Annotated in this window: 19 protein-coding genes; 3 read left to right on the forward strand and 16 right to left on the reverse strand. The window is 45.5% G+C overall.

The features are described 5' to 3' along the window. Positions 1–29: 29 nt before the first annotated feature. The 3 genes from ACQKCP_RS06545 to ACQKCP_RS06555 all read right to left on the reverse strand — a co-directional run bounded on the left by ACQKCP_RS06545 (position 30) and on the right by ACQKCP_RS06555 (position 5,858). Positions 30–3,995, reverse strand: a complete 3,966-nt coding sequence (locus tag ACQKCP_RS06545; protein WP_427611733.1) for an AAA family ATPase — start codon at positions 3,993–3,995, stop codon at positions 30–32. Positions 3,996–4,061: 66 nt separating this feature from the next. Further along, on the reverse strand, positions 4,062–5,003 hold the full coding sequence (locus ACQKCP_RS06550; protein ID WP_427611734.1) for a hypothetical protein: 942 nt from the start codon (positions 5,001–5,003) through the stop codon (positions 4,062–4,064). Positions 5,004–5,054: 51 nt separating this feature from the next. Beyond that, the gene (locus ACQKCP_RS06555) at positions 5,055–5,858 is read right to left on the reverse strand and encodes a sulfite exporter TauE/SafE family protein (RefSeq protein ID WP_427612030.1); all 804 of its coding nucleotides are present in this window, start codon (positions 5,856–5,858) and stop codon (positions 5,055–5,057) included. Positions 5,859–6,033: 175 nt separating this feature from the next. Between ACQKCP_RS06555 and ACQKCP_RS06560 the strand changes: the two genes are divergently transcribed. Next, positions 6,034–7,035, forward strand: coding sequence for a biotin--[acetyl-CoA-carboxylase] ligase (locus ACQKCP_RS06560; RefSeq protein WP_427611735.1), 1,002 nt, complete (start codon positions 6,034–6,036; stop codon positions 7,033–7,035). 59 nt (positions 7,036–7,094) lie between these two features. Next, a complete protein-coding gene (locus ACQKCP_RS06565) occupies positions 7,095–7,823 on the forward strand; it encodes a pantothenate kinase (protein ID WP_101205592.1) in 729 nt (242 codons plus the stop codon). A 124-nt stretch (positions 7,824–7,947) separates the two neighbouring features. On the opposite strand, the gene ACQKCP_RS06570 is transcribed toward ACQKCP_RS06565, so the two are convergent. The 12 genes from ACQKCP_RS06570 to ACQKCP_RS06625 all read right to left on the reverse strand — a co-directional run bounded on the left by ACQKCP_RS06570 (position 7,948) and on the right by ACQKCP_RS06625 (position 23,209). Further along, entirely contained in the window at positions 7,948–9,135 is a 1,188-nt protein-coding gene (locus ACQKCP_RS06570) for an isovaleryl-CoA dehydrogenase (protein ID WP_290175531.1), read from the reverse strand. Between the two features lie 184 nt (positions 9,136–9,319). Beyond that, positions 9,320–10,255, reverse strand: coding sequence for a hydroxymethylglutaryl-CoA lyase (locus ACQKCP_RS06575; protein WP_427611736.1), 936 nt, complete (start codon positions 10,253–10,255; stop codon positions 9,320–9,322). A gap of 45 nt (positions 10,256–10,300) precedes the next feature. Further along, a complete protein-coding gene (locus ACQKCP_RS06580) occupies positions 10,301–12,397 on the reverse strand; it encodes an acetyl-CoA carboxylase biotin carboxylase subunit (protein ID WP_427611737.1) in 2,097 nt (698 codons plus the stop codon). A 77-nt stretch (positions 12,398–12,474) separates the two neighbouring features. Then, complete coding sequence (locus ACQKCP_RS06585) at positions 12,475–13,284, reverse strand: enoyl-CoA hydratase/isomerase family protein (protein WP_427611738.1); 810 nt, start codon at positions 13,282–13,284, stop codon at positions 12,475–12,477. Between the two features lie 165 nt (positions 13,285–13,449). After that, positions 13,450–15,060 carry a carboxyl transferase domain-containing protein gene (locus tag ACQKCP_RS06590; protein ID WP_427611739.1) on the reverse strand — a complete coding sequence of 537 codons (1,611 nt, stop codon included), beginning with the start codon at positions 15,058–15,060 and terminating at the stop codon, positions 13,450–13,452. Positions 15,061–15,299: 239 nt separating this feature from the next. Continuing rightward, positions 15,300–17,075, reverse strand: coding sequence for an AMP-binding protein (locus ACQKCP_RS06595; protein WP_427611740.1), 1,776 nt, complete (start codon positions 17,073–17,075; stop codon positions 15,300–15,302). Positions 17,076–17,441: 366 nt separating this feature from the next. Then, positions 17,442–18,698, reverse strand: a complete 1,257-nt coding sequence (locus tag ACQKCP_RS06600) for an FAD-dependent oxidoreductase (protein WP_427611741.1) — start codon at positions 18,696–18,698, stop codon at positions 17,442–17,444. Positions 18,699–18,797: 99 nt separating this feature from the next. Further along, on the reverse strand, positions 18,798–19,406 hold the full coding sequence (locus tag ACQKCP_RS06605; protein WP_427611742.1) for a DJ-1/PfpI family protein: 609 nt from the start codon (positions 19,404–19,406) through the stop codon (positions 18,798–18,800). A 403-nt stretch (positions 19,407–19,809) separates the two neighbouring features. After that, positions 19,810–20,541, reverse strand: coding sequence for an amino acid ABC transporter ATP-binding protein (locus tag ACQKCP_RS06610; RefSeq protein WP_057762314.1), 732 nt, complete (start codon positions 20,539–20,541; stop codon positions 19,810–19,812). Positions 20,542–20,725: 184 nt separating this feature from the next. Further along, positions 20,726–21,394 carry an ABC transporter permease subunit gene (locus ACQKCP_RS06615; RefSeq protein ID WP_101205580.1) on the reverse strand — a complete coding sequence of 223 codons (669 nt, stop codon included), beginning with the start codon at positions 21,392–21,394 and terminating at the stop codon, positions 20,726–20,728. Beyond that, positions 21,391–22,137: an amino acid ABC transporter permease gene (locus tag ACQKCP_RS06620; RefSeq protein WP_427611743.1), complete on the reverse strand. Its 747-nt coding sequence runs from the start codon at positions 22,135–22,137 to the stop codon at positions 21,391–21,393. The genes ACQKCP_RS06615 and ACQKCP_RS06620 overlap by 4 nt, the downstream gene beginning before the upstream one ends. Before the next feature lie 97 nt (positions 22,138–22,234). Then, the gene (locus ACQKCP_RS06625) at positions 22,235–23,209 is read right to left on the reverse strand and encodes a glutamate/aspartate ABC transporter substrate-binding protein (protein ID WP_180958124.1); all 975 of its coding nucleotides are present in this window, start codon (positions 23,207–23,209) and stop codon (positions 22,235–22,237) included. A 376-nt stretch (positions 23,210–23,585) separates the two neighbouring features. Here ACQKCP_RS06625 and ACQKCP_RS06630 point away from each other — a divergent pair, with 376 nt between their 5' ends. Further along, the gene (locus tag ACQKCP_RS06630; RefSeq protein ID WP_427611744.1) at positions 23,586–24,566 is read left to right on the forward strand and encodes an Hsp33 family molecular chaperone HslO; all 981 of its coding nucleotides are present in this window, start codon (positions 23,586–23,588) and stop codon (positions 24,564–24,566) included. A gap of 88 nt (positions 24,567–24,654) precedes the next feature. Here the strand turns inward: ACQKCP_RS06630 and ACQKCP_RS06635 are convergent, their stop codons facing one another. Then, on the reverse strand, positions 24,655–26,148 hold the full coding sequence (locus ACQKCP_RS06635) for a hypothetical protein (RefSeq protein ID WP_427611745.1): 1,494 nt from the start codon (positions 26,146–26,148) through the stop codon (positions 24,655–24,657). Positions 26,149–26,240 lie beyond the last annotated feature (92 nt).

Raw genomic sequence — 26,240 nt, forward strand, 5'->3', positions numbered from 1 at the left:
TAGCACTTTTAGTGTCGACTATTTCACGCTTAGCTCTCTACGTAACGCGCAGCTTCATCAAGCGACACGCTGACTAGTGTAGAAATGCCTGCACTTGGCATAGTGATACCTTTTAGCTCATCAGCAATTTGCATCGTTAATTTATTATGACTGATAAAAACAAACTGTAAATCATCTGCTAGCTCATGGATGAGACTGGTAAAGCGCGCGACGTTGGCATCATCAAGCGGTGCATCGACCTCGTCAAGCACACAGAACGGTGCAGGATGCTGCTTAAATATCGCAAAAATCAAACTTAGCGCGGTAAGGGTTTTTTCACCGCCCGATAATACCGCTAAGCGACTGTTGCGTTTACCCTTCGGCTGCGCCATCAAGGTAAGCCCTGCCCGCCACTGCTCTGACTTTGGCGTATTGGCTGGCATCTCGTCGGTGTTCAGTGTCAGACTGGCTTGTCCACCGCCAAAGACTTTGGCAAATAAATTGGCCAGCTCATTATTGACCGCATCAAGCGTCTGCATAAACAGCGTCTTGGTCGTCTCATCAATAGAGGCAATCGCTTCGGTCAATGTCTGCATACTGGCCGCGATATCTGCCGTCTGCTGTGCGAGTGGCTCTAGGCGTTCGTTCACTTCGGCTAACTCTGCGACCGCTGCTAGATTCACTGGCCCAATCTTGCTCAACTGCTGGGTTAACTTGGCGCGCTCAGATTCAAGCTCAGCGATTTTGTCTGGACGGACGCGGCGATCATGAGCAATGAAATCTGCTAGCAAGTTTGAGACGCTCATGCTTTGTTGAGGTTGCTCAGCTTGCGCTTTATATTTATGACTCACACAATAATAAGCATCTAAAGCGCTCTGCGTGTGTGCGCTAGCATCCTCTAACCGTGCCGCGCTTAATGCCAACTCAGTAGCATGACGGGCAAGCTCGCTTTGCTGCGTTTGCAATGTGTTTTGCAATGTATCAAATGCCGTCTGCTGCTCAGCGTACGTTTGTTTTAATGCCATTAGCGCAGTATCGCGCTCATTCAATAGCACTTGCTGCTCATCGCGCGTTACCTGTGCAGACTGCAAGGCTGCTTGTAGCTCTGGCAATTTGGCCTGCTGCTGATCGTGACGCGTCTGTAGACTTTGCTCATTCTCTAAGGATTTATCATGTTGCTCAGTCGCACGAGCTAGACTACTAACACTATGTTCTAAACGCATCTCGTATTGCTGAATACGCAGCTGCAATGCTTGCCATGCGTCATCATCAGCTTGACGCGCGCGGTTTAGCTCGCTGCGCTCAGCTTGCAGTTGCTGAGTTGTCGCCCGTGCCTCTGCTATTTGCGGCGTTAGCGTAGCGATCTCACTTTCAATGTGCTGTTGTTCTTGTTCAATGGTTTGTTGCTCTTGCGCCAGTTCTTGCTTTTCTTGCTCAAGCGTTGCTTTATCAGCGTTTAGGCGTTGGCTATCCGCTTGCAAGCGCTCAGCGTTGGCTCGCTCGGTGGTTAACTGCTGCTGATATTTATGCTTATCACGGGTTAACTGCTCAGCTTGCGCACGCGCTTCTTCCAAGCTAACTAACAATGCATCATAATCGCGCTGGTCTTTTGCGATAGATTTTTGCTGATCTTGTATTTTGGTTTCAAACTTATCAAGCAAGTCTTCTAACGCCTGCAAACGCGTACGCTGTTGTAGACGCTGCGTGAGAAATTGGCTATTGCTATCGTTTTGCTCATCCTGTGCACCAGCGAATTTGCTTAAATTAATGGTTCCATGACGACTGATCAGCCAACCATCTACGGTAAGTAAAATAGCGGACGGTGGTAATGACTTTAGAACATCGGTAAGTGTATCAACCTCATGCTGCTCACTGGTCTCAAGCTGCGCTGTATATATATAGCACTGTTGCCATAGCGAGAGTAGCGGCTGAGTAATCAACTGCGATAATGGCAATACTTTATCAATCAAACTATCTGGCAATTCGCTGACAAACGCATTTTCACTAATAGCACTTTGCGCAGTAGGCAACCATAAGCTATGACCCGTCTCTACTAGAGTTTTATCTTTTGCAGTGGCAGACGTATTTTGTGCCGTTTGATAAGTCAGTAAATCTGCAACGTCATGCTCAAGCGCTTGCCATAAGCTATTCGCTTGTTGAGAAATATCATTAGCGTTATTAACGTCTGATTGCTTAATTTGATTAGCTTGTTGGTTAGCTTGTGGATTAGATGTCAGCACATGGCTGTCTAGCCATAATGCTAGGATACTATCGAGTAGCGGCGCATACTCCTGCCCTTTCGCACTTAGCTCAATCTGCGCACGTAGCGTCGCGATGGCTAAAGGCTGATTAAGTATGCCATCGCTATCTACATTATCTGTCGCGGTAGCTTTAATCTTTTCTGATTGCGGCTGCGGCTGTTGTGTAGGTTTCGGATGCAGTATCTGATGCAGGGTATCGTATTCGCCTGCCAGTAGCGCATGACGCTTTTCATAATCGCTCAACTCGCTCTGCTGTGCGTTTAGTCTCTGCTGCAAACTATGCGCTTGCGGTTGTATCTCGGACAAGCGTTCATCGACGGCTTCGCGTTGACGCTCAACCTGCTGCAAATGTGTGTTTAGCTCAGTAACTTGCTGTTCTAGCACCTGACTTAGATCTTGCGCATTATCCGTCTTACTCATATCAGTACTGTCAGATGCAGATGGCGCTATAGACTGCTGTAATTGCTGCCACAGGTTTTGCCAGTTTTGCTCGCGGCGTTGACATTTATCATGACTTTGTTGATGGCGCTTTTGTGCTTGAGCGTTGATAGCTTGCTGCTGCTCAAGCGAACGGGCTTTATCTTGTAAGCGTGACAGATTGTTTTGCGCTTCATGCCACGCGCGTTGTAGTGGCTGCTCATTGCGCTTATAGTTATCACGTTTATCTGTCAGCTCAGTCAGCTGCGGGCGTAATACTTCTAGCGCTTGACGCTGCTCAGCTTGTTCAGCGTTGAGCCGTTCGATATCAGCGAGTGATTGCTCACGTTGCTGAGCCAAGCCAGACAGTTGCTGCTCAATAGTAACCAGCTGTGACTTAGCATCGCTCAATTGATGTTCCGCTTGTTGATAGCCGAGCTGCTGCTGATAGTGAGCGCTCTGGGCATCGTCTTTGAGCCATTGCTCTTGGTTAATACGAGCAGTGAGTTTGTCTTGCTGATCTTTGAGCGTGTCGTAGTCAGCTTGAAGTGTCGAAACCTCAGTAGCACTATGCTCATGCGCTACTTTCTGCTGTTGATGCGTTTGCTTGGCCTGATAAAGCTGCTGAATGGCGAGCTGCTGCTCGATATCAGCCAGTGTTAATGCCAACTCCTCGTAACGCTGCGCACTAGCCGCCTGCTTAGACAGTGTTTTCTGTTGGCGTAGTAATTCGCTTTGCATATCGTGTAAACGCGCTAGATTGTCTTTTGTCTTCTCTAACTTCTTTTGCGTTTCTTCACGGCGAGCCTGATAGCGTGAGACACCTGCCGCCTCTTCGATAAACTCACGCAGCTGCACGGGACTAGACTCAACGATGCGCCCAATCATGCCTTGCTCAATCACCGCATAGCTACGTGCACCCAGTCCGGTACCTAAAAACACATCGACCACATCACGGCGACGGCAACGCGTACCATTGATAAAATAATCTGAGCGGCCATCTTTATTTACCTGACGGCGAACCGATAGCTCTTGGTACAAGTTAAACTCGTGGCGAATACCAGTCTGCTCATCTTGGGTATGCTCAAAGGTCAGCTCGACACTAGCGACGCTTTTTGCTGTTTTATCTTGCGTACCAGCAAAGATAACATCGCTCATCGCCCCGCCGCGTAACTGCTTGGCGGAGGTCTCGCCTAGCACCCAGCGGATGGCATCAATCACATTGGATTTGCCACAGCCGTTCGGCCCGACGATGGCAGTGATACCATGACGAAAAGTAAAAGTGGTTGGATTGGCAAAGGATTTGAAGCCTGCCAGCTTTAGAGATTTTAAACGCATGAAGAGTCAATAAACTTAGCAAAAACAGGCGGCTATTCTACCTGAAATTGTGCTGGGTTTTTAGGGTTAAACGGCTAAGTGCATAAACGATTTTGATTCAAGGCTTTGATGGAACCCTCGCAGCAGTTTTTGCTCCACTTGGCAGACGTTATTTTCTGCTAAATAGCGATTATTAAACTCGATAAAGGCTGACCAAGAGATACTTGCCACTTCTAAATGATCGACTATTTCTAACAGCTCTGGCCTTAGCAAATGCTGATATTTCCTTGGCCGTTTATGACACAGAGCCAGCTCCCGATCTACGAGCGTTTGCTTGTTTTGCTTTAGCGCGTCACCACCGATAAATAACAGCAAAAACTTTGCCTCTTTATCGATAAAGCCTTTTTCTAATAAGTGTTCATACATCAAACAATACTTTAGGATTGGGTCTGGGTTTTTCCGACCAGCGAGTTTTAACTCATTCGCTATCAGCACATTCGCCTGATGGTTATAGGCTAGGTTGTCCATATACATTGCTTTTAGCTCTGTACTGTTTTCAAACATGCCGCTATTACCATGTGTCGACCATGATCCACTTGGCTCAAAGCTAATAAATTGCTGATAAAATAAGTTCAGATAAACATCACTGCACAAACTCAAAAAGATATCGAATTCTTTATTTAGATAGTCTTCAGAAAAAAACGTTACGCGGCGCACGGCTTCTCTCGCATTACAGATACCCATCGTTTGCGTTGAATACGTCTCTAGCTGCTCAGTCTCATTCATTTTTGTATTGAGCTTTTTGATGACTGATTGCTCAATCTCTTCTATATTTTTATCCTTTAACTCTGGGTGAGCGACCCACTCAATGATTTGGCGTACATATTGCTTTTTAGTGATGCCTAAAATACGCTGCGGCTCCCATGCCAAAAACTCTACCATATTAGAGAGACCCGTCGTCCATGATAACTGGTCTTTTAGATGATTCATTGAGCCGAAAACACGGCGGTATTTTTCTGCAGCTTTCATACTAATAATGTCTCACGGTTTGCATACTAATTTTATAAAAACTCATTATTGCTATAAGACACCCAACCCACTCAATAACAACTGCCCTCCAGCAAATATCAATAATATGCCAAATGCGCGCTTAAGTATCAGCGCAGGTAAGACATGGGCAAGCTTGGCACCGACTTTTGCCATGGCAAAGCTGGCAACTGAAATAAACAAGAATCCTGTGACATGGACAAATCCTATCGTGCCCTCGGGCAGATTGACCACGTCTTGACCGAACCAAGCAAACCCTGCTGCTCCAGCCAAGGCAATTGGTAGACCGCACGCTGCTGACGTGCCGACCGATTGTTTCATCGGCAGCCCTGCCCAGTTCAAGAACGGTACGGTTAGACTGCCGCCGCCAATGCCAAAAATAGAGGACGCCATACCAATGCCAGTACCGGCACCAAACTGTACACCAGCCGATGGTAACGGTTTACCCACTTGTTCTTTATTCGAAAAGAACAGCATTTTTAGAGCGACCAATAGCGCACCGAAACCAATGATAGCCTGTAGTGCTTGTCCATCAATCATATCCGCGATACCAGCACCGACTAAACTACCGATGACCAATCCAAGCGCCATCTTGCGCCATACTTCCCAGCGCACGCCGCCGCGCTTGTTATGTGCCGTCAGTGAGCTGATTGAAGTTACAACGATGGTCGCTAATGACGTACCAATGGCCAAGTGAGTGATTACTTCTGGCGAAAAATCATAAGCGGTAAAAATCCAGACCAATGCAGGCACGATAATCATGCCACCGCCGACGCCAAACAAGCCCGCGCTGACACCCGCAAACGCGCCTGCAATCACAAACCACACATATAACATCATAGAACGAACCTTTTATAATACTGACTGGCGCTATAGTACTCACTAGCGCTTAGGCGTGCTTAATTGTATTTGCCAAATCTCAACGCGACCTTTATGCTGTTTACTCGGTACTGTCTGACCGCAACAATCGCTCAGTATATCAAAGTTTCCTTTAACCACATCGACTAAACTTATGCCGCCACTCACTAGTTTTCCTCCCTATTTATCCGAGCTCAATCACCGTCATGTGGCTAGTAGCGCCTCGACCAATAGCGAGCTGATAGAAGCCTTGCAAAACGGGTCGTTAGATGTTGCCACCGTACACGTTTTGACGGCAGAAACCCAAAGCGCAGGTCGTGGTCAGCACGGGCGCTCGTGGCAATCACCGCGCGGCAATGTCTATCTGTCGCTATATCATCCTGTGCATATGCCAATTAGTGGTTTGCTATCGCTCATCATTGGCCTTGAACTGGCAAAAATGCCCGTCATTCAAATGTTGAACGAGCAACTGCAAGTACAGGGACTGACACCAATCGGTGTGAAATGGGCAAATGACTTGGGGTTTTATCAGCAAGCTCAGAGCCAATCTGAAGAGCTACCTAAAGAGCAATCCAAAGAGCAGCCTATAACGAACAGCTCGGTATTGGATTCCGTATTGGATAGTGATGTAGCAAATCAGCGTACCCTACCCTTTAATAAACTGGCTGGGATTTTGATAGAGCCAGTGACGAAAGCTGGCAAGCTAGTCGGTGTGGTGCTAGGTATTGGCCTAAACGTACAAGCAGCACCAAAGCTCACTACGCAAACGTCTGAGGGCATGAGTTACCAAGCGATTAGCTTACAAGACATTAATGAGAGGCTGCCTTTAGAGACACAACCTGCGAGCCTACCAGACCTACCAATGCTCTATCAGCAGATGTGCAAAGCATTGATGGCGGCGATGACACGCTTTGAGCATTTGGGCATAGAGCAGCCAACGGGTCATACTTATTATTTGGATAGTTTTTTGGAGCAGTTTACGACGATGGATGCGCTATCGGGTCTGCGCTTACGCGTCACGCAAGACTATAATAACGAAGAAAAAGTCGTGACGGGAATCGCTTGCGGTGTCGACACACATGGCTGTTTGCAATTGCGCCAAGATAGCGGTAAGATTTCTACGCTTTTTACTGGACGCATCGACGTTATTTATTAGGCTTAGACGACTATATTGATGAACCTCATCATTAACGAGCACTATATAAAGGGACTTTTATGCTCTGGCTTGATCTTGGAAATACCCGCCTAAAATACTGGCTAACCGATGATATCGGACAAATAGTCGCGCATGATGCTAAGCAGCATTTGCAAGCGCCTGCCGAATTACTTATGGGTCTGACGGATCGCTTTGAGCGTTATGCACCTGACTTTATTGGTATCTCATCGGTATTGGGTGACAATCTCAATGCCAAAGTATCAGAGACACTCAGTCGTTTGAATATTCCGTTTGAGTTTGTCCATGTCGATGCAGCACATGCGCTGATGAAAAGTGCTTACAATGATCAGCAGCTCGGTTGTGATCGTTGGCTACAGATGCTAGGCGCGGTCGATAAGAAAAAACGCCAGTGTGTGATTGGTTGCGGTACAGCGGTGACTATTGATTTGATTGATCATGCTGAGCATTTGGGCGGTTATATTTTCCCCAGTATCTACCTGCAACGTGAGTCACTGTTTTCTGGTACTAAGCAGATTACCATCTCGAACGGTACTTTTGATAGCGTCAGTCAAGGCTTGACCACTCAAGACGCGGTGCATCGCGGTATTTTGCTCTCTATCGTCGGCGCGATTAATGAAATTAGCCATCGTCACCCTAATTTTGAATTGATTATGACAGGTGGTGATGCAGCCATTATCTCGCAGCATGTCAATCGCCCAGTGCGGTTACGTGATGATTTATTATTAAATGGTTTGGCAAGGTATTTTGATTATCGCAATAAGTCTTAACCGCTTATAGATAATTCGGTTTGACGTTGACACAAAAAAAAGCAGCACGTTTTAAGCGTGCTGCTTTTTTATTTTACTATTGGAAAATAGCTAAAGTGTTGTTAGTTATTGCCCCAATACTTTCTTATTTGGTCTCATTAAACAGCTCACGACCAACTAGCATACGGCGGATTTCACTGGTACCGGCGCCAATCTCATACAGCTTGGCATCGCGCCAGTAGCGACCAAGTGGATACTCATTGGTATAGCCATTACCACCAAATATTTGAATGCCCTCGCCTGCCATCCACGTCGCTTTTTCGGCACACCATAGAATTACACTGGCGCAATCTTTACGCACTTCTCGACTATGACCGGCACCGCGCGCGTCCAACATATCGAGGTTTTTCCCGACAGTATATAAGAAGCTACGACCGGCTTGCAGTATTGTATACATGTCCGCAACTTTACCTTGGATAAGCTGGAACTCACCGATCGCTTGACCAAACTGTTTACGATCGTGAATATAAGGCACAACATTGTCCATCACTGCTTGCATGATACCAATAGGACCTGCGGCCAATACGGCACGCTCATAGTCTAGGCCACTCATCAATACCTTAACACCCTCATTGAGACCGCCTAAAATATTTTCGCTTGGTACTTTTACATTATTAAAAGTCATCTCGCCAGTATGGCTACCGCGCATGCCGAGCTTGTCTAGCTTTTGTGCGGTACCAAAACCTTCCATACCTTTTTCAACGATAAAGGCCGTCATGCCTTTTGCACCCATCTCAGGATTAGTCTTGGCATAGACCACCATCACGTCCGCATCAGGACCATTGGTAATCCACATTTTGCTACCGTTCAACACATAGCTACCGTCTTTTTCTTCTGCTTTTAGCTTCATACTAACGACGTCTGAGCCAGCGCCTGTCTCACTCATTGCCAATGCACCGATGAATTCACCGCTGATTAGTTTTGGTAAATATTTCTGCTTTTGTGCCTCAGAGCCGTTACGTTTGATTTGGTTAATACATAGGTTTGAGTGCGCACCATAGCTAAGCGCTACCGATGCCGAAGCTCGGCTAATCTCTTCCATCGCGACCATGTGGGCAACGTAGCCCATGTTGGAGCCGCCGTACTCTTCTGGAACGGTAATACCATGTAGACCGAGGTCACCCATCTTTTGCCATAAATCCATGGGAAACTCATCGCTGCTATCAATCTCAGCAGCACGTGGAGCGATCTCGTTCGCTGCAAACTGCTGTACGACATCACGTAGGGCGTCAATATCTTCGCCAAGCTGAAAGTTCAATCCAGGTAAACTCATAACCATTCCTTGTATATAAATATTTAATTTTCGAATTTTAATCTGTTTTTTAAAGCTATATTATCTTTGATGTCATAGTCCATTTAATATGAAAGTATGGCAAGGCAACCGAGTGTAGCTGTATATCAAATACTTCAAACGAGGTTAACGCTGTCATACCTTCACAGTGGATTGACTATACTATTTAAGACTGACGCTTATTGATTAGAGCACGTGCTACGTTTGAGCCATTCGGACGCTTTAAGAACTCGCTGATACGCTCGCCTGCCACGACCAATTTTTCCAAATCGATACCTGTGCTAATACCCATGCCATGCAGCATATACACCACATCTTCGGTCGCGACATTGCCCGTTGCGCCTTTAGCATAAGGACAACCGCCCAAGCCAGCGACGGAGGTATCAAACTCACTCACCCCCATTTGTAAGGCAGCCAGAGTATTGCTGAGCGCTTGGCCATAAGTATCATGAAAATGACCCGATAGCATAGAGATATCAGCATACTCAAGTGCAGCTTGCAACGCTCGTTGTACTTTGAGCGGCGTACCTACACCGATCGTATCGGCAATGCCAATCTGCTCTGAACCGATCTCAATCAAACGCTTGGTCACATACGCTACTTGGCTTGGGTCAATGTCACCTTCATAAGGACAACCAACCGTACAAGAGATCACGCCACGTACTTTGATGCCTTGCGCTTTTGCCGCAGCAGCTACTGGCGCAAAACGCTCGATACTCTCATCGATACTACAGTTGATATTTTTTTGACTAAAGGTTTCGCTGGCTGAGCCGAAAATGACGATTTCATCTGGGCGATGCAAAATAGCATTTTCAAATCCGCGCATATTGGGTACCAGTACCGAGTAGCAAACGTCCGTCTGCCGCATAGGCGCTAGCGCGTCGAGCAACGCGCTGTTATCGCCCATTTGTGGTACCCACTTTGGCGAAACAAAACTGGTCGCTTCCAATTTTTTAACACCCGCCGAAATTAAATCATTGATAAGCGTTTGCTTAACCTCAGTCGGCACCGTCATGGATTCGTTTTGTAGTCCATCACGTGGACTGACATCAACGATGGTGACATGATTCGGATATGAATGGTCTGGATACGAGTGGCTCATGCTTGTCGTCCTTTTTATTACTCGGCTGCTAATTGTCAGCCTTTATTAACTTTCAGCATCGATGCGCAGTAGCTCATCACCATCAGCGACCAAATCACCTGCTGCAAATAATAGCTCTGCTACCACACCATCTGTTGGTGCGGTAATGGTATGTTCGATTTTCATAGCTTCGATAACTGCAAGTGGTTCGCCTTTTTTCACAGTATCGCCAACAGCTACTTTGAATGCAACCACTTGTCCTGGCATCGGCGATTTCAAGCTACCAACTGCTGCTGTATCTTCACCCACATGTGCCATCACATCGACAAGCCTAATTTCATCACGTCCGCTATCTGTGAATACGTAGACCGTCTCGTTATTTACCCAGCTTTGGGCACTGATACGTGCACCATCTAACCATAAGGTATGATTGTGCGCGTCACTGCTATCGTAACTGATCTGACCTTCATAAACCGTTTCGGTCTGAGCAGCCACATTGATATTGCTATCATCCTGCGTATTCGCGATTTCTTTACCAATGACGATCGTAAAACTACTGAGATTATCGCCGCCCTTTTTGCTATCAGCACAACTCGCATTATGCCAATTACTGATGCGAGCGCTATAAGCCTGCTCATCATAAACCAAGCTAAATGAACGGGTATAGTCGCTATAAGCACGGAAACCCGTCAGCTTGCTAAATGGATCTGAGCCCTGCGTGGTCGCTTCGCTCGCAAGCTGCTGGGCAATAGCTGTCACCACAAGGGTTGATAATCCAAGCGGATGCTGGTCAAAAAGCTTATCCTGCTCGCGCTCTATCAATGCCGTATCGAGATTGGCTTTGCTAAATGAATCGGTATTTAAAATATAACGTAAGAATGCCACGTTGTTTGGCAGACCCACAATACGCGTCTGTGCCAATGCACGATCTAGTCTCGCTAGCGCTTGCTCGCGCGTAGGCGCATGGACGATAAGCTTGGCAATCATGGAGTCGTAAAAAGGACTGATCACATCACCCTCACGTACGCCATCATCGATACGCACATCGGTAATGTTAAAGGTACTATGCTCAGGCTTTTGATAAGTAAACAACGTACCTGTCGCTGGCAAAAAATTGTTGTCAGGGTTTTCGGCACAGATACGCGCCTCAATTGCATGACCATTGATAGCCAAATCATCTTGCGTTTTCGGTAATGGCTGACCTGCAGCAACCAACAGCTGCCACTCGACCAAATCGACGCCAGTAATCGCTTCACTAACGGGATGCTCAACTTGCAAGCGTGTATTCATTTCCATGAAATAAAAATTCATAGAGTCTTCGCGCTGCTCCACGATGAATTCAACCGTACCTGCACCAACGTAATCAACTGCACGTGCTGCTTCGATTGCCGCTGTGCCCATCGCTTCACGCATGGCAGTATCAACACCCGGTGCGGGCGCTTCCTCTAATACTTTTTGATGGCGACGCTGTACTGAGCAATCACGCTCAAACAGATGCACATAATTACCATGCGTATCACCAAATACTTGGATTTCTATATGACGTGGTTTTAGCGCGTATTTTTCGACCAATACTTGATCATTGCCAAAACTGGTAATCGCTTCACGGCGACATGAGTCTAACAAATCAATAAAATCGCTGCTTTGCTCCACGATACGCATGCCTTTGCCGCCGCCACCTGCACTGGCTTTAATCAAGACAGGATAGCCAATACTATCTGCCTGCTGCTGCAAAAACTGTGCATCTTGATTGTCACCATGATATCCCGGTATCAACGGCACGCCAGCCGACTCCATCAAGCGCTTAGACTCAGACTTGCCGCCCATAGCACGAATAGCTTCCGCCGATGGACCGATAAATACTAGACCAGCATCTTGGCAGGCTTGTGCAAAATCTGCGTTCTCACTCAAAAATCCATATCCTGGATGAATCGCTTGGGCGCCCGTTTCAAGCGCTATCGCAATAATAGCATCGCCTTTTAGATAACTGTCTTTCGGTGCCGAACCACCTAAATAAATCGCTTCATCACAGACAGCCACATGTTTGGCCTCACGATCCGCATCGGAATAAACAGCAACGGTACTGACGCCAAGACGCTTAGCAGTCGCGGCCACTCGGCAAGCAATTTCACCACGGTTGGCGATTAGAATTTTAGAAAACATAACTATCCCTGTATCTTGTCGTTATTATTTGACGTCTTGTCTATTTGCTCATTTGCCTATCACTGTTCTGCTACTAGTTAGTCTGCCATTAGCCAATCAGGTTTACGCTTTTGCAAAAAGGCTTGCACGCCCTCTTTACCCTGCTCTGATGAGCGGATATCAGCGATACCTTTGACTGTGTCAGCAATCAGCTCATCTGTAATAGGCGTACCAGCAACATCATGTAATAGCTGTTTGCAGGTTTTTACCGCGTCAGGGCTATTTTTGACGACCTTGTTACAGAACGCAGCCACTTCATCGGCCAGCCACTCTTCGCTAACACGCTCATGGATAAAGCCAAGCTGACGTGCCTTTTTGGCATCAAATACTTCAGCACTTAAGAAATAACGCTGCGATGCTCTAGCGCCTAGCGCTCGGACAACATAAGGACTGATAGTGGCAGGTGCCAACCCTAAACGGACTTCGCTGAGGCAAAAGTTAGCAATTTTAACCGCAATGGCTACGTCACAAGCAGCGACCAGACCCATGCCTCCTGCATAAACATCGCCTTGAATAGCCGCAACTGTTGGCTTAGGACATTCATAAATAGTCTTAAGCATTTGCGCCAATTTATCAGCATCCGCTAGATTCTCTTCATAGCTATAATCCGCCATGGCACGCATCCAATTGAGGTCAGCACCTGCACAAAATGCCTTACCAGCAGCCGCTAGCACAATGACACGTACCTCATCATCAGCACCAAGCGTACTGAACGCATCGGTTAGCTCAGCAATCATTTCATCATTAAAAGCATTACGTATCTCAGGACGATTTAAGGTCACTGTCGCCACGTGCTGCTCGACGTTAACCAATAGGCTTTTATAATTTTTATTACTGTCTTTTTGCATAACTTTCTCTATATTTTTTATGTAAATTCTTAAATAAACTCTTGGTCAAGCCATAATAATGTTAATACAAGAAAACCAAGTGCAAAGACTAAACGTAGATGTACAAATCGTACTTCAAATGAGATTGACGCCGTAGTCGCTTATTATGGGAAGACCTTAGAATGCTTACATTCTAAAGACACCAAAAGTCGTCTCTTCAATCGGTGCGTTATATGCAGCGCTTAATCCTAACGCCAATACATTGCGCGTATCAGCAGGGTCAATCACGCCATCGTCCCACATGCGCGCGGTAGCATAGTACGGATGACCTTGCTCTTCATACATCTCACGAATCGGCGCCTTAAATGCGGCTTCGTCTTCATCACTCCACGCCTCACCTTTACGATCAAAGTTATCACGTTTGACCGTTGCCAGTACCGAGGCGGCTTGCTCGCCGCCCATGACAGAGATACGCGCATTTGGCCACATCCATAAGAAACGCGGGCTATAAGCGCGGCCACACATACCATAGTTACCAGCGCCGAACGAGCCACCTACAATGACCGTGAATTTTGGCACTTTGGCATTAGCCACAGCCATTACCATTTTGGCGCCATGACGAGCGATACCTTCGTTCTCGTATTTGCGGCCAACCATGAAGCCCGTAATGTTCTGTAAAAATACTAATGGGATTTTGCGTTTACAGCACAGCTCAATGAAGTGCGTGCCTTTTTGCGCTGATTCACTGAACAAGATACCGTTGTTAGCAATAATACCAACAGGCATCCCTTCGATATGGGCAAACCCGCACACTAGCGTCGTACCAAAGCGCACTTTAAATTCATCAAAGGCACTGTCATCAACAATACGCGCGATGATTTCTCTGATATCAAATGGCTTGCGCTTGTCCGTTGGAATCACACCGTACAATTCTTTAGCATCATAACGTGGCGGACGTGGTGTAATTTGATTAGGAATGTTTTTTGTAGGACGATTGAGATGACTGACGATATTACGAGCGATTGATAACGCATGAGTGTCGTTTTGCGCTAAATGATCGACCACGCCTGACAGTCGGGTATGCACATCACCACCGCCCAAATCCTCTGCGGTAACCTCTTCACCTGTTGCGGCTTTGACCAGTGGCGGCCCACCCAAAAAGATGGTGCCTTGCTCTTTGACAATAATAGATTCATCGCTCATGGCAGGCACATACGCACCGCCAGCCGTACAGCTACCCATAACCACAGAAATCTGTGGTATGCCTGCCGCACTGAGATTGGCTTGATTAAAAAAGATACGACCGAAATGTTCTTTATCCGGGAACACATCATCTTGGTTCGGTAAGTTAGCACCACCTGAATCAACCAGATACACACATGGCAGATGGTTTTCTTGCGCAATTTCTTGTGCTCGTAGATGCTTTTTGACCGTCATTGGGTAGTACGTGCCACCTTTTACCGTGGCATCATTACAGACAATCATACACTCAATGCCATTGATACGACCGATACCAGCAATCACACCAGCCGCCGGAATCTCTTCGCCATACATATCATGTGCAGCCATCGGTGCCACTTCTAAGAACGGCGTGCCTACATCCAATAAGCGCTCGACGCGCTCACGTGGTAACAGCTTACCACGCGCTAGATGCTTGGCTCGTGCGCGCTCTGAGCCACCTTGGGCAACTTTACGCAAGTGTACATACAGGTCATCGACTATCTCTTGCATCGCGGCACTGTTTTGCTGAAAATCGCTTGAGTTTGGACTCAGTTTACTGGTTATGATAGCGCTCATGATATCCCTTTTTTCTTATACATAGATAGATACGTAGATGTGAGTAGCTTTTTATATAAATGATACTAACTGCTATTTTTAAGCATTGCTCACATATAGTCGATTCAATTTAAAAGTAGTACAAGGCAACCGAGTGCAGATGTATGTGTGATACTTCAAGCGAGGTTAACGCTGTAATACTTTTATAGTGAAATGAATATGGTTAGTCTTTTGTTTTTTAGAACAGATAAGTAAGCTTACTACAAACCCAACTCTTCTTTCATTTGCTCAATGATTTTATATTTTTGAATTTTACCAGTGATAGTCATTGGATATTCAGTTACAAATCGATAGTAAGTCGGCACTTTATAATGAGCGATATGCTCACTACAGAACTCGCGTACTTCTTGTTCAGTTAAACAACCAGGCTCTTTCGGAATAATCCACGCCGCAAGTACTTCACCATAACGCTCATCTGGTATACCTACGATTTGTACATCACGAATCTTTGGGTGACGATAGAGATAATTTTCAATTTCTACTGGATAGATATTTTCGCCGCCGCGAATCACCATGTCTTTACTACGGCCGACGATTTTGACATAGCCGTCTTCATCCATTGTGGCCAAGTCACCCGTATGCATCCAACCATCTTGGATAGCCTCACGCGTTTTAAAGCGGCTGCCCCAATAGCCTTTCATCACTGAATAGCCTCGTGTAAGCAGCTCACCTGTCTCACCCAACGGGACAATTTCACCTGTTTCTGTATCGACGACTTTCACCTCAAGCGCAGGCTGTACCAATCCCACGGTTGATACCTGTTTATCAAGTGGCGTATGCTCATTGGTCTGGCAAGATACGGGACTGGTCTCTGTCATGCCATAGGCAATAGTGACTTCGCTCATATGCATCTTATCGATGACGCGGCGCATAACCTCAATCGGACAACTAGAGCCAGCCATGATGCCCGTACGTAAGGTAGACAGATCAAAGTTTTCAAATTCAGGATGGTCAAGCTCTGCGATAAACATCGTTGGCACACCGTGTAGACCTGTACACTTCTCTTCTTCGACTGCCTGTAAGACGGTCAATGGCTCAAAGCCGTCGTTTGGATATACGATACAGCCGCCATGCGTGAGAATCGCTAAATTACCAAGTACCATACCAAAGCAATGATACAAAGGTACTGGAATACACAGCCTATCCTCTTCAGTAAGGTTCATGGCCTCACCGATGAAGTAGCCATTATTTAAGATATTGCGATGGCTTAAGGTTGCACCTTTTGGTGTACCTGTCGTACCACTGGTGAACTGTACATTGATGGCATCGGTGTTCTTAAGCTGCGCCTGACGCTCGGCAACACGCGGATCGTTAGCATCGCCCTCGCTCATCCACGCAGAGAATTTTTGCATAAAACCAAAGGTCTCGTCCGACTCTGGCTCATCAATCCAAATGATACGTTCAATCGTCGGAATCTCAACCAAATTAAGCTGAGTGTAATCTTTGTGGTAAATCTCAGGACATAGCTCACGGATTAAACTGGCATAGTCACTGGTTTTGAAATGACGCATTAGTACCAGCGCTGAGCAGCCCAGTTTATTTAAGGCATATTGCAACTCAAAAGTACGGTAGGCAGGATTGATATTAACGAGGATAACGCCGACTTTTGCCGTGGCCAATTGCATGAGCAACCATTCAGCATTGTTGTGTGACCAGATACCGATACGATCGCCAATCTCTAGTCCCATCTCAATCATACTACTGGCTAGCTGATTCACTTGCTGCTGTAGCTCACGATATGTCCAGCGGATATTTTGATGGCGGACGACCAGTGCTTCGCGCTCAGGATATTTGGAGACAATAGCATCAAAAAAGTCACCGATTGTCGCTTCAATCAGCGGTACATCAGGACCTTTGTCATAGCTTTGAGTAAGTGGTGCATTGGCTGAGCGTGCGCCCATATTGATACTAGGAATGTTGTTTAAAATAGTATCGAAGTCAACGCGAGTCGAATCGAGATCAGGAGTTTGAGTCATAACGAGTCCTTTCGTTTTACTTTTTATATCATTTATAAATAGCACTTATTAATAGCCTGCGTGCAAACCTTCTTCCTTGGGCAGGTCTTACATAGCATTCAGCTACTATAACGCCATCAATGAAAGCCTGTCAACAATATCAATACAGTATGTATCATTTAATTAGATAGTCTACCTTTCTATTTATTAAAAGGTAACATAGAATCATGGCAAATATTTGACATAAAAAAGCCAGCCGCATCATAAGGAATGGGCTGGCTCAATCATCAATACTGTCGTTTAACTAAGTCCTCTGGAAAGCATCTAATAAAGGACATCACTTATAAATGAGAATCCAATATTTTTTAAAAAACGGTATCACAACCGTTATGCCTTAGGAACTGTAGGCACTTTGATCGTTACTGTTGCGCTAACGGCTTCATTATCATCGATCAAATCCATGACTAGCTCATCATCACTCTCAGTCTTTACTTGCCAATTACCTGCTGCTTGCGGTACACCCGTTACCATCACAGAGATGGCTTTATTTTTTAGGCGAATCATTGGTGGTTTATGATCATAGCCACTATGTTCATGACCTAAGATATCATCAGCGATAGTCGCAGCCTGCGCGCGTAATGGCGCAACATAACGACAAGCAACCCCGTTGATAGACATACAGTCGCCGATGGCATAGATATTCACTGCATTGGTACGCAACGTCGCTGCATCCACCACGATACCTGTACGGCGATCGAATTCCACACCAGCCGCCGCAGGTAATTGCTCATCGACTGTCAGACCTGTACTGGCAATCACATGATCTACAATCAATGGCTCGAGCGGCTGAGTATCAGTATTATCTGCATCCGATGATAACGGTGCATAGTCCACTTGTAGCTTCTCAGCATCGTCGCTGTCATTATTATTGTCATCGTCATTAACACGAGTGACAGCTGATACTTGATAACCACCTAAGAATTGAATGCCCTGTGATTCGATTGCTTTGGCGATACGTGCGGTTGCTTTTGCTGGTAGCATCTGCGAAAGCGGTGCATCGTTTAAATCTATAAGCGTTACCTTATGGCCAGCCTTGAGCAGATCTTCTGCGATTTCTGTACCCACCATACCAGCACCAACGATCGCAACGTGCTGGCTACCTGTTGCTAGCTTTTCTTGTAGCTGACTAAAACGCTCGATATGATTGACATGCCAGACCAAATCTTGTGGCAGACTTTTAGGGAAGATAGGATGCGCGCCCATCGCTAGTACCATTTTCTCATAGCCGATAGTCGTCAGTGCGTCATCTGACTGCGCAGTAGATCGCACCTGTACAGTTTGGCTCACTGGATCGATATCTGTCACTTGCGTATTGGCTAGCAACGTCACTTCTGCTGTCTTAGCCGCTTCGCTACCAGATGCCCGTACTAAGTCTGATGCTCGTTTGTTTTGGCTGATTGCCATCGTCAACATCGGCTTATGATAACGGTCGCCACTATCAGCCGTGATTAATGTGATTGGAATCTCTGTGTCTTTGGCACGAATGGCATCAATGACATGCCAGCCTGCCAGTCCTGCACCAATAATAACGACACCTTTTTTTGATGCTGTGCTCGATGCTACAGATGAATTTTCTACGCTCATACAAACTCCAATATGGTTTATGAATTATTTTAATTATCAAAAATATTGACCGCTATTGTATCAGTAAACAGCCATTCACTCACCTATCTAGCAATTCACTTAGTCAATATCGAACTCCATGCGATGTGCTGTTGCACGCATGGTTTCACTATCTATTAATTTTTCTATACAGTATAGACTTGCATGGATGCCTGCACTTATCCCCGCTGATGTGATTATATTACCAGTATCATCACTAGCATCTACAAAACGCGTATGCGAGATCACATCGATATCAGGATAGGATGCTAAATTATCCAAATCCATCCAGTGCGTAGTTGCTGACTTACCAGCTAGCAAACCTGCCTTAGCCAATAGCAATGCTCCCGTACACACTGAAAGCGTCAGCTCTGCCAAACTTGCTTGAGTGATAATCCAATCAATTACCACCTTATTATATATTTCTGTTTTTTCGGCACCGTACCCACCAGGGACGATTAAGACATCAATGTCTGGATGATTGGCAAAACTATAGTCAGGAATGACTTGTAGACCATTTCTAGCGGATATTGGAGCTTGGTTCTCGGCAATAGTGATAACCTTAAAGTACTTATCATCACTAGCAGGAGTAGCATTTTCAGCCAACGAAAACACCTCAAAAGGTCCTGCAAAATCCAATACTTCTACTTCATTGAACAGTAGTATGCCGACGGTTCGTTTTAGCGTCATATTCAATCCTAATTCAGTTAATAACGTTAAATAAAATTAAATTTATCTATATTATGATTACTATCTTTTCAAATTTGTTTGATTAATCAGATGAGACATTTCATTTGCCTTTGCCGTTTGCGATTTCTCTAATCTGGCGACTATTCCCGCTCTATTTTCAGCGGCTTTATAGTCTCAAGGCTATCTTATTCAAATTCCTTGTGTGTAAACATCATAAGCTCTAAATCGTTTTTCAAATAGCTATACAAAAAAGGCTAAATACAAAGCGCCCTATTAAAGATAGCGTTTAACTGTCTTTAATAGGGCGCTTTGTATAATCATTAGCAGTAGAAAGAAAAGTAAGCTTTAGAACATGTCTTTATCTTAGAAATACTGCTATAAACAATCGTAAATCAAAGTGTATTTAATGATTTAAAATCTTCGATAAGAACATCTGCGCACGGTCACTTTTCGCGCCTTCAAAAAACTCATCTTTACTACAGTTTTCTACGATATGTCCTTCATCCATAAAGATAATACGATTGGCTACCTGACTGGCAAAGCCCATCTCATGCGTCACACACATCATGGTCATACCATCACGAGTCAGCTCGACCATCACATCTAGCACTTCTTGAATCATCTCAGGATCAAGCGCCGAGGTTGGCTCATCAAATAGCATTGCGACGGGATCCATGGCCAACGCTCGTGCAATCGCAACACGCTGCTGCTGACCACCAGAGAGCTCCGCTGGATATTTCGCCGCTTGTACTGTCAGACCAACACGGTCGAGATAGGCCATCGCTTTTTGTTTGGCCTCAGACTCTTTACGACCCAACACTTTGATTTGTGCCACGGTCAAATTATCAATAATAGTCAAATGTGGAAATAACTCAAAATGCTGAAACACCATGCCGACACGGCTGCGTAACTTGGGCAAGTTGGTCTTTGGATCACCGACAGAGATACCATTGACCATGATGTCACCTTTTTGAAAAGGCTCAAGTCCATTCACTGTCTTAATCAAAGTTGATTTACCACTGCCCGATGGACCACAAACGACAACGACGTCACCTTTATGTACATGCGCCGTACAGTCAGTCAGTACTTGAAAGTCTCCATACCATTTGCTGACATTAGATATCTCAATGACCATCTCATCACTAGCATGACCACTATTGGTAACCAGCCCGCCAAAGGCATTTAAGTACGTATCAGCATTGCTCATCACTGGCTCCTAACCACATTATTTTCGATAATCATTATTTAAAAAAGGTAAATCAAACACTCAATTCAAGCTATTAATATTCACAAGCGAAAGCCGTATCAAAATAACTATATTAAAACCGCAAACGCTTTTGTAATTGTTGCACGCCAATAGAAGCACTTAAGCTAATCACAAAATAGACAGCACCAGCACCTAAGATATACGGCGTGAGTAAGCCCATTAGCTCACCGCGAACGTAGGCTGCGCGGAAAAAGTCGGTCAAACCAATGGCAAATACCAGTGTCGTATCTTGGAATAAAATAATACATTGTTGCAAAATCAGTGGCAGCATCTTACGAAAGGCTTGTGGCAAGATGACCAGACGCATGGTCTGCCCATAGGTCATACCGAGCGCTTTTGCAGCATTGACCTGCCCGCTACCAATCGATTGAATACCAGCACGTACCACTTCTGAGAAATAAGCGGCCTCAAACATCATAAAGGCGACCACACAAGAGGCAAATGCCGCATCGAGTTGCAGATACTTACCCGCTACCCAAAGGTAAATCATCGGTACGGCAAAGTAGAACCACAGTAATACCAATAGCAAAGGTACAGAGCGAAAGTAATTGACGTATAGTTTGGCTGGAATTTCAAGCGCTTTGATACCTGACAAGCGCATCAATGCCAGTACAGTTCCTAAACTGATACCACCCAAAATAGCCAAGAACAATACTTTTAAGGTGGTAAGCATGCCACCCATCAAACCAGGATAGGCTGTTGCCAATTCGGTCATATTCATTTCTGACCTCCCGCAATAAGCCCAGGCACACGCAATTTACGTTCAATCAATCCCATGATAGCGATCAAGGATAAATTGAAAACCAAGTAAATAATCGTCGCGTAAGTATATATCTCGATACTATTTTGAGTGTATTCGCTGATGGTTTTGGTTTGGCTAATCAGCTCCATTACCCCCACGAGCGAGGCCACAGAAGCGTTTTTGAAACAGTTGGTTAACTCAGAGCTGAGCGGTGGCAAGATAATACGAAATGCTTGCGGTAGCAGTACTTCTTTATAGACTTGTGGAATGCTAAACCCTAACGCGTAGGCCGCGTTCATCTGTCCATCTGGTAATGACTCAATACCCGTCCGTACCTGCTCAACGATACGAGCAGCAGTAAATAAGCCCAAACCAATACTGGCTGATAACATGGCTGAGGTATTCGGAGATAAGTCCTTATACCACCATTCTTGTATCGTCGGCGTGAGCCAACCAGGGGCGATATAAAACCAAAAGAACAGTTGAACAAGCAGTGGGATATTACGAAAAAATGTCACATAAGCCGTACCGATTGCACGAGCGGTCTTGTTGGGCAAGGTACGCATGATACCGAAGATGGTACCGACGACCATCGCAATGGCCCATGCGATACTGCCAATCAATAGCAGCCAGCCAAGACCAGTGATCATCCAGTGGATATAGAGCTCGTTGCCAATACCAGTCTGCTCAAAGAGCACACCCCAGTTCCAGCTATAATTCATGGTTGTCTCTCCGAGCAACGATTGATAAGCCTATACGTCAAATAAAATTACTGGCTATCTGAACGTATAGGCAAGCTATGTTGAGGGACAATGAGCGTTACTGCGCTGCTGCTTCTTTAGGCTGAGCGCTGTCATGCGGATTGGCAATCAAGGCCTTTAAGTTGTCTGACATCTCAAAGTTTAGATTGACGTTCTTTGGTGGGATTGGGTTCAAGAACCACTTGTCATAAATGCTATTGATTTCGCCTGAGCTAAACACATTAGCAAGTGCTTCATCGACCACAGCTTTGAATTCAGGATCATCTTTGCGCATCATACAGCCATAGATTTCAAACGATTGCGGCGTACCGACGATTACCCATTCATCAGGATTTTTTGCTTTGGCTTTTTCGCCTGCGAGCAATACATCATCCATCATAAAGGCATCAGCGCGACCATTCTCTAGCATTAGGAAACCTTCGCCATGATCTTTTGCTGAGATGATATTGGTATCCATTTTATTATCATCGTTGTACTGACGAATATAACGCTCTGAAGTCGTACCTGCTGTCGTTACCAGAGTTTTGCCTTTTAGGTCTTCAAAATCTTGAATACCAGAGTCTTTTTTGGTCAATAGACGCGTACCAATTTCAAAGAAACCGTTTGAGAAAGCGACTTGCTTTTGACGTTCTTCGTTATTGGTGGTTGAGCCACACTCAAAATCTACCGTGCCGTTTTGTACCAATGGGATACGAGTTTGCGAAGTGATTAGGTTATAGCGAACGTTAAGGTCTGGCATGTTTAGCTTTTGCTTAACGGCTTCAACCACTTTCATTTCCAAGTCGTGAGCATAGCCAATCGGTTGGTTAGGATCATCAGCGATATAAGAAAAAGGAATAGAGGAATCACGGTGACCGACGACAATAGTGCCAGAGTCTTTGATTTTCTGTAGCGTACCGTTGGTGGTGGTTTCTGTCGTCGCTGCATCATCTGCTGGCGCATCAGTGCTGGTCTGGCTGCTGTTATTACATCCCGCTAAGCCTAATGCCATAACAGCAGCTAAAGTCAACGGTTTGGAAAATGAGTATGTCATGAAATACATCCTTTTATCGCAAGATTGAGTGAGTGCTTGGACGACATAGGTCTGATTGACCCGACTGCCCCGCATCCGTACGGTTGTTGCTGTTGTTTATCACAATGCAACTTAATGTTACTGTACAACAAATTTGCAGTAGAGGGTGAATTTTTTTTGAGAGAGTACGTATTTATGAATATATTTATATTCTAACTATAAAATGTTGGCTCATAGCGGCTATCTACTCAGAACTTTGTACAAACAGCTGCTTGGTTGTTTAAGCTCGTTATTAACCTTTGCTGCTTATAATCGTCAAAACAGTCTGCTAAGTGAGATTGATAAATCGCTAGTAATCCCCATAAAGCAAACAACTTCTCTATACTACAAATGACTTATGACTCAAGATATCCAAGTCCCAAATATGGACAGCCAAACTACTGGCAACCATGGCAGCAACGACATTCGCCAACGTTTCTTTGTTGAAGACTCTCCCGTGCGCGGTGATGTGGTACGTCTATCACGCAGCTACGCAAGCACGATTGCACAAAAGCCCTATCCTGAAGCCATCAAACGCTTATTGGGTGAGATGCTGACGGCAGCGAGTTTGCTAATCAGTACGGTAAAAATCAACGGCCGCCTATCTATTCAGTTGCAATCATCAGACAGTGACAGCTTACTAAACTGGGCGATGGCAGAATGCGATCAAGACGGTATCATTCGTGCGCTTGCTAGCTGGAAAGGCGAGACGGATGAGCAAGTACAAGCGTGGGACAATATGACCCATGCCAAAGAAGCCTTTGCAGAGCTTGGTGCGATGGGACAAGGCGTATTGTTCATCAATATTCAGCCTGATGGCGGTGAGCCATACCAAGGTATCGTTGAGCGTAGCCATGACAATCTAGCGGACTGCTTAGCGCATTATCAAAAGCAGTCGGCCCAGATTCCAACGTTGATTAACTTGGCATCTGACGGCCTGCAAGCTGGTGGTATCTTGGTACAAATGCTACCGCGTACTGCTGAAGAAACGTCTGAAGTTGAGCAAAACCAAGACGCGGGTATCGACGATGATTTATGGACGCGCTTGTCTGTATTGACGCGTACGGTCAAACCAGAAGAACTAACGACACTGGACGCTAACGAAATACTCTATCGCTTGTATCACGAAGAAAACATCGTGGCACCTGAGCCTGCGCCTCTATCATTTGGCTGCACTTGCTCACGCGAGAAGTGTGAAATGGCAATCGAGCAAATCGGCGAAGCGGAAGCATTAGATATCGTCGAAGAGCAAGGCGGTACATTTGAGATGGATTGCGGATTCTGCGGTGAAGTCTATAAGTTCAATAAAGATGATGTAGCAGCAATATTTTCTGAGTAAGTTTTTTTTCTTACTTACTATAAATCAGTTTTTATAAAAAAACCCTCAAGCATGACGCTTGAGGGTTTTTGTTTTTCACATTAAATCACTACACCGCCACATCTAAACTTCTAGGATAAGAATGTATGCGCGGACGTCCAGCATAGTCACTTCGACCATTATCAAGTAGCCATTCAACCACTTGTTCGCGTACTCGTCTACTATGGATTAAGTTCATATGATTGACGCCATAAAATATGGCTTTGTGACCATCTGGCACAAACAAAGCATGCTCAGCGTCATCCTCACCTAAGGCTGAAGCTACCGATACCAAGCTATCCCCTAGCAAATCAGTCACCTTAGAATCATAATGCGTCTCAAGCAATGCACTAGCGACAAAGTAAGTCTTAATACCACTTGGCAACCGTGCAGGATGACGAAAATCCTGTGGTAGTACGCTACGCCCTTCTAATGCTTTCCAATCTGCATCCCGAATACTGCCATGACGTAGATCAATGATACCAGCACTGCGCATATCACCGAGCTTGGCCAGTGAGCCTGCAAACGGCAGCTTGGCAATGATGTCTTGCACATAGTTACCGATACGCTCAAGGACTGCCCCATGATGCGGCGAACCTAGCGTGATGAGATTGCCAACGCGCTTGATCCAGTCTAGGCGATCTTGCTCACCATAGAACAGTGCACTGCGAGAGACCAAACCGCCCATACTATGTCCAACCAGATCTATCTGACTGATATTTGGGTTGTCATCGACCATCACTTGTAGCAATTGAGAGAACTTACGGCCGCTACGCGAGATACGACGGCCCGTATTGTAATCCAAATACAGCACCGTGGTATCAGGCTGGCTGATATGAATGGCCTTGCCTAAATCATTATCTGCTTGGGCTTGCCAGCTCAAATGACTCATACATAGACCATGGCACAAAATAGCGATGCGGCCTGATAGCACTTCATTTTGTGGCTTGCCGTCTTGAGTGTAGAGCATCATCGGAATGGCGTGCGCATTTTGATTATTGACCAGATGATCACCCATGACACCATTGAGTACATTGACCAGTTTTTTTAGTGAGTCTGGTAGTGGTTGAACTGACTTTTGGAGAATCAGGTTTTTGTATATGCGTAGTACAGACGCCAGATTATTACCGACCATCTGCATCACATGACGTATCGTGCCATAGATACGTCCAGTAAATCCGCGCGACCATTTATTTAAATGTTTGTCATTGAAGCGGCCTAGCGGACGCAAAATAACTTCACGGTGAATGGCTTCTACGATTTCTGTAATCTCAACCACACCCATGGTGGCAAGCTGCGCCAATCCTTCAAAAAAATCAGCCAAAGATACAGGTGTTTTGTTGATTTCATCACTGTCATCCGAATCTGCTAGTAGCTTGACCAGCTCATCCATATCAATGGCTTCGAGTTGGTCGATCTGTTCATATAGATGACTGTGTAGCGGTACACTTGCATCTGGGACAAAATGCGCATCGAGCTCATGATGAGTACGAGTATAGCTGCTATCATTTTGAGCGTCGCTGTCACTAACACTGTCGTTATAAAACACCTTTGGACTGCTCATAATATTTGCACATTCAGCGAGAAAAGTAATGGTCTATATTATCCTGTAACTGCAGCAAATAGAAGTAAATGGTTTGACTTTAGAGCGGGATG

This window comes from Psychrobacter sp. NPDC078631 (genome assembly GCF_050268165.1).
Classification (GTDB): domain Bacteria; phylum Pseudomonadota; class Gammaproteobacteria; order Pseudomonadales; family Moraxellaceae; genus Psychrobacter.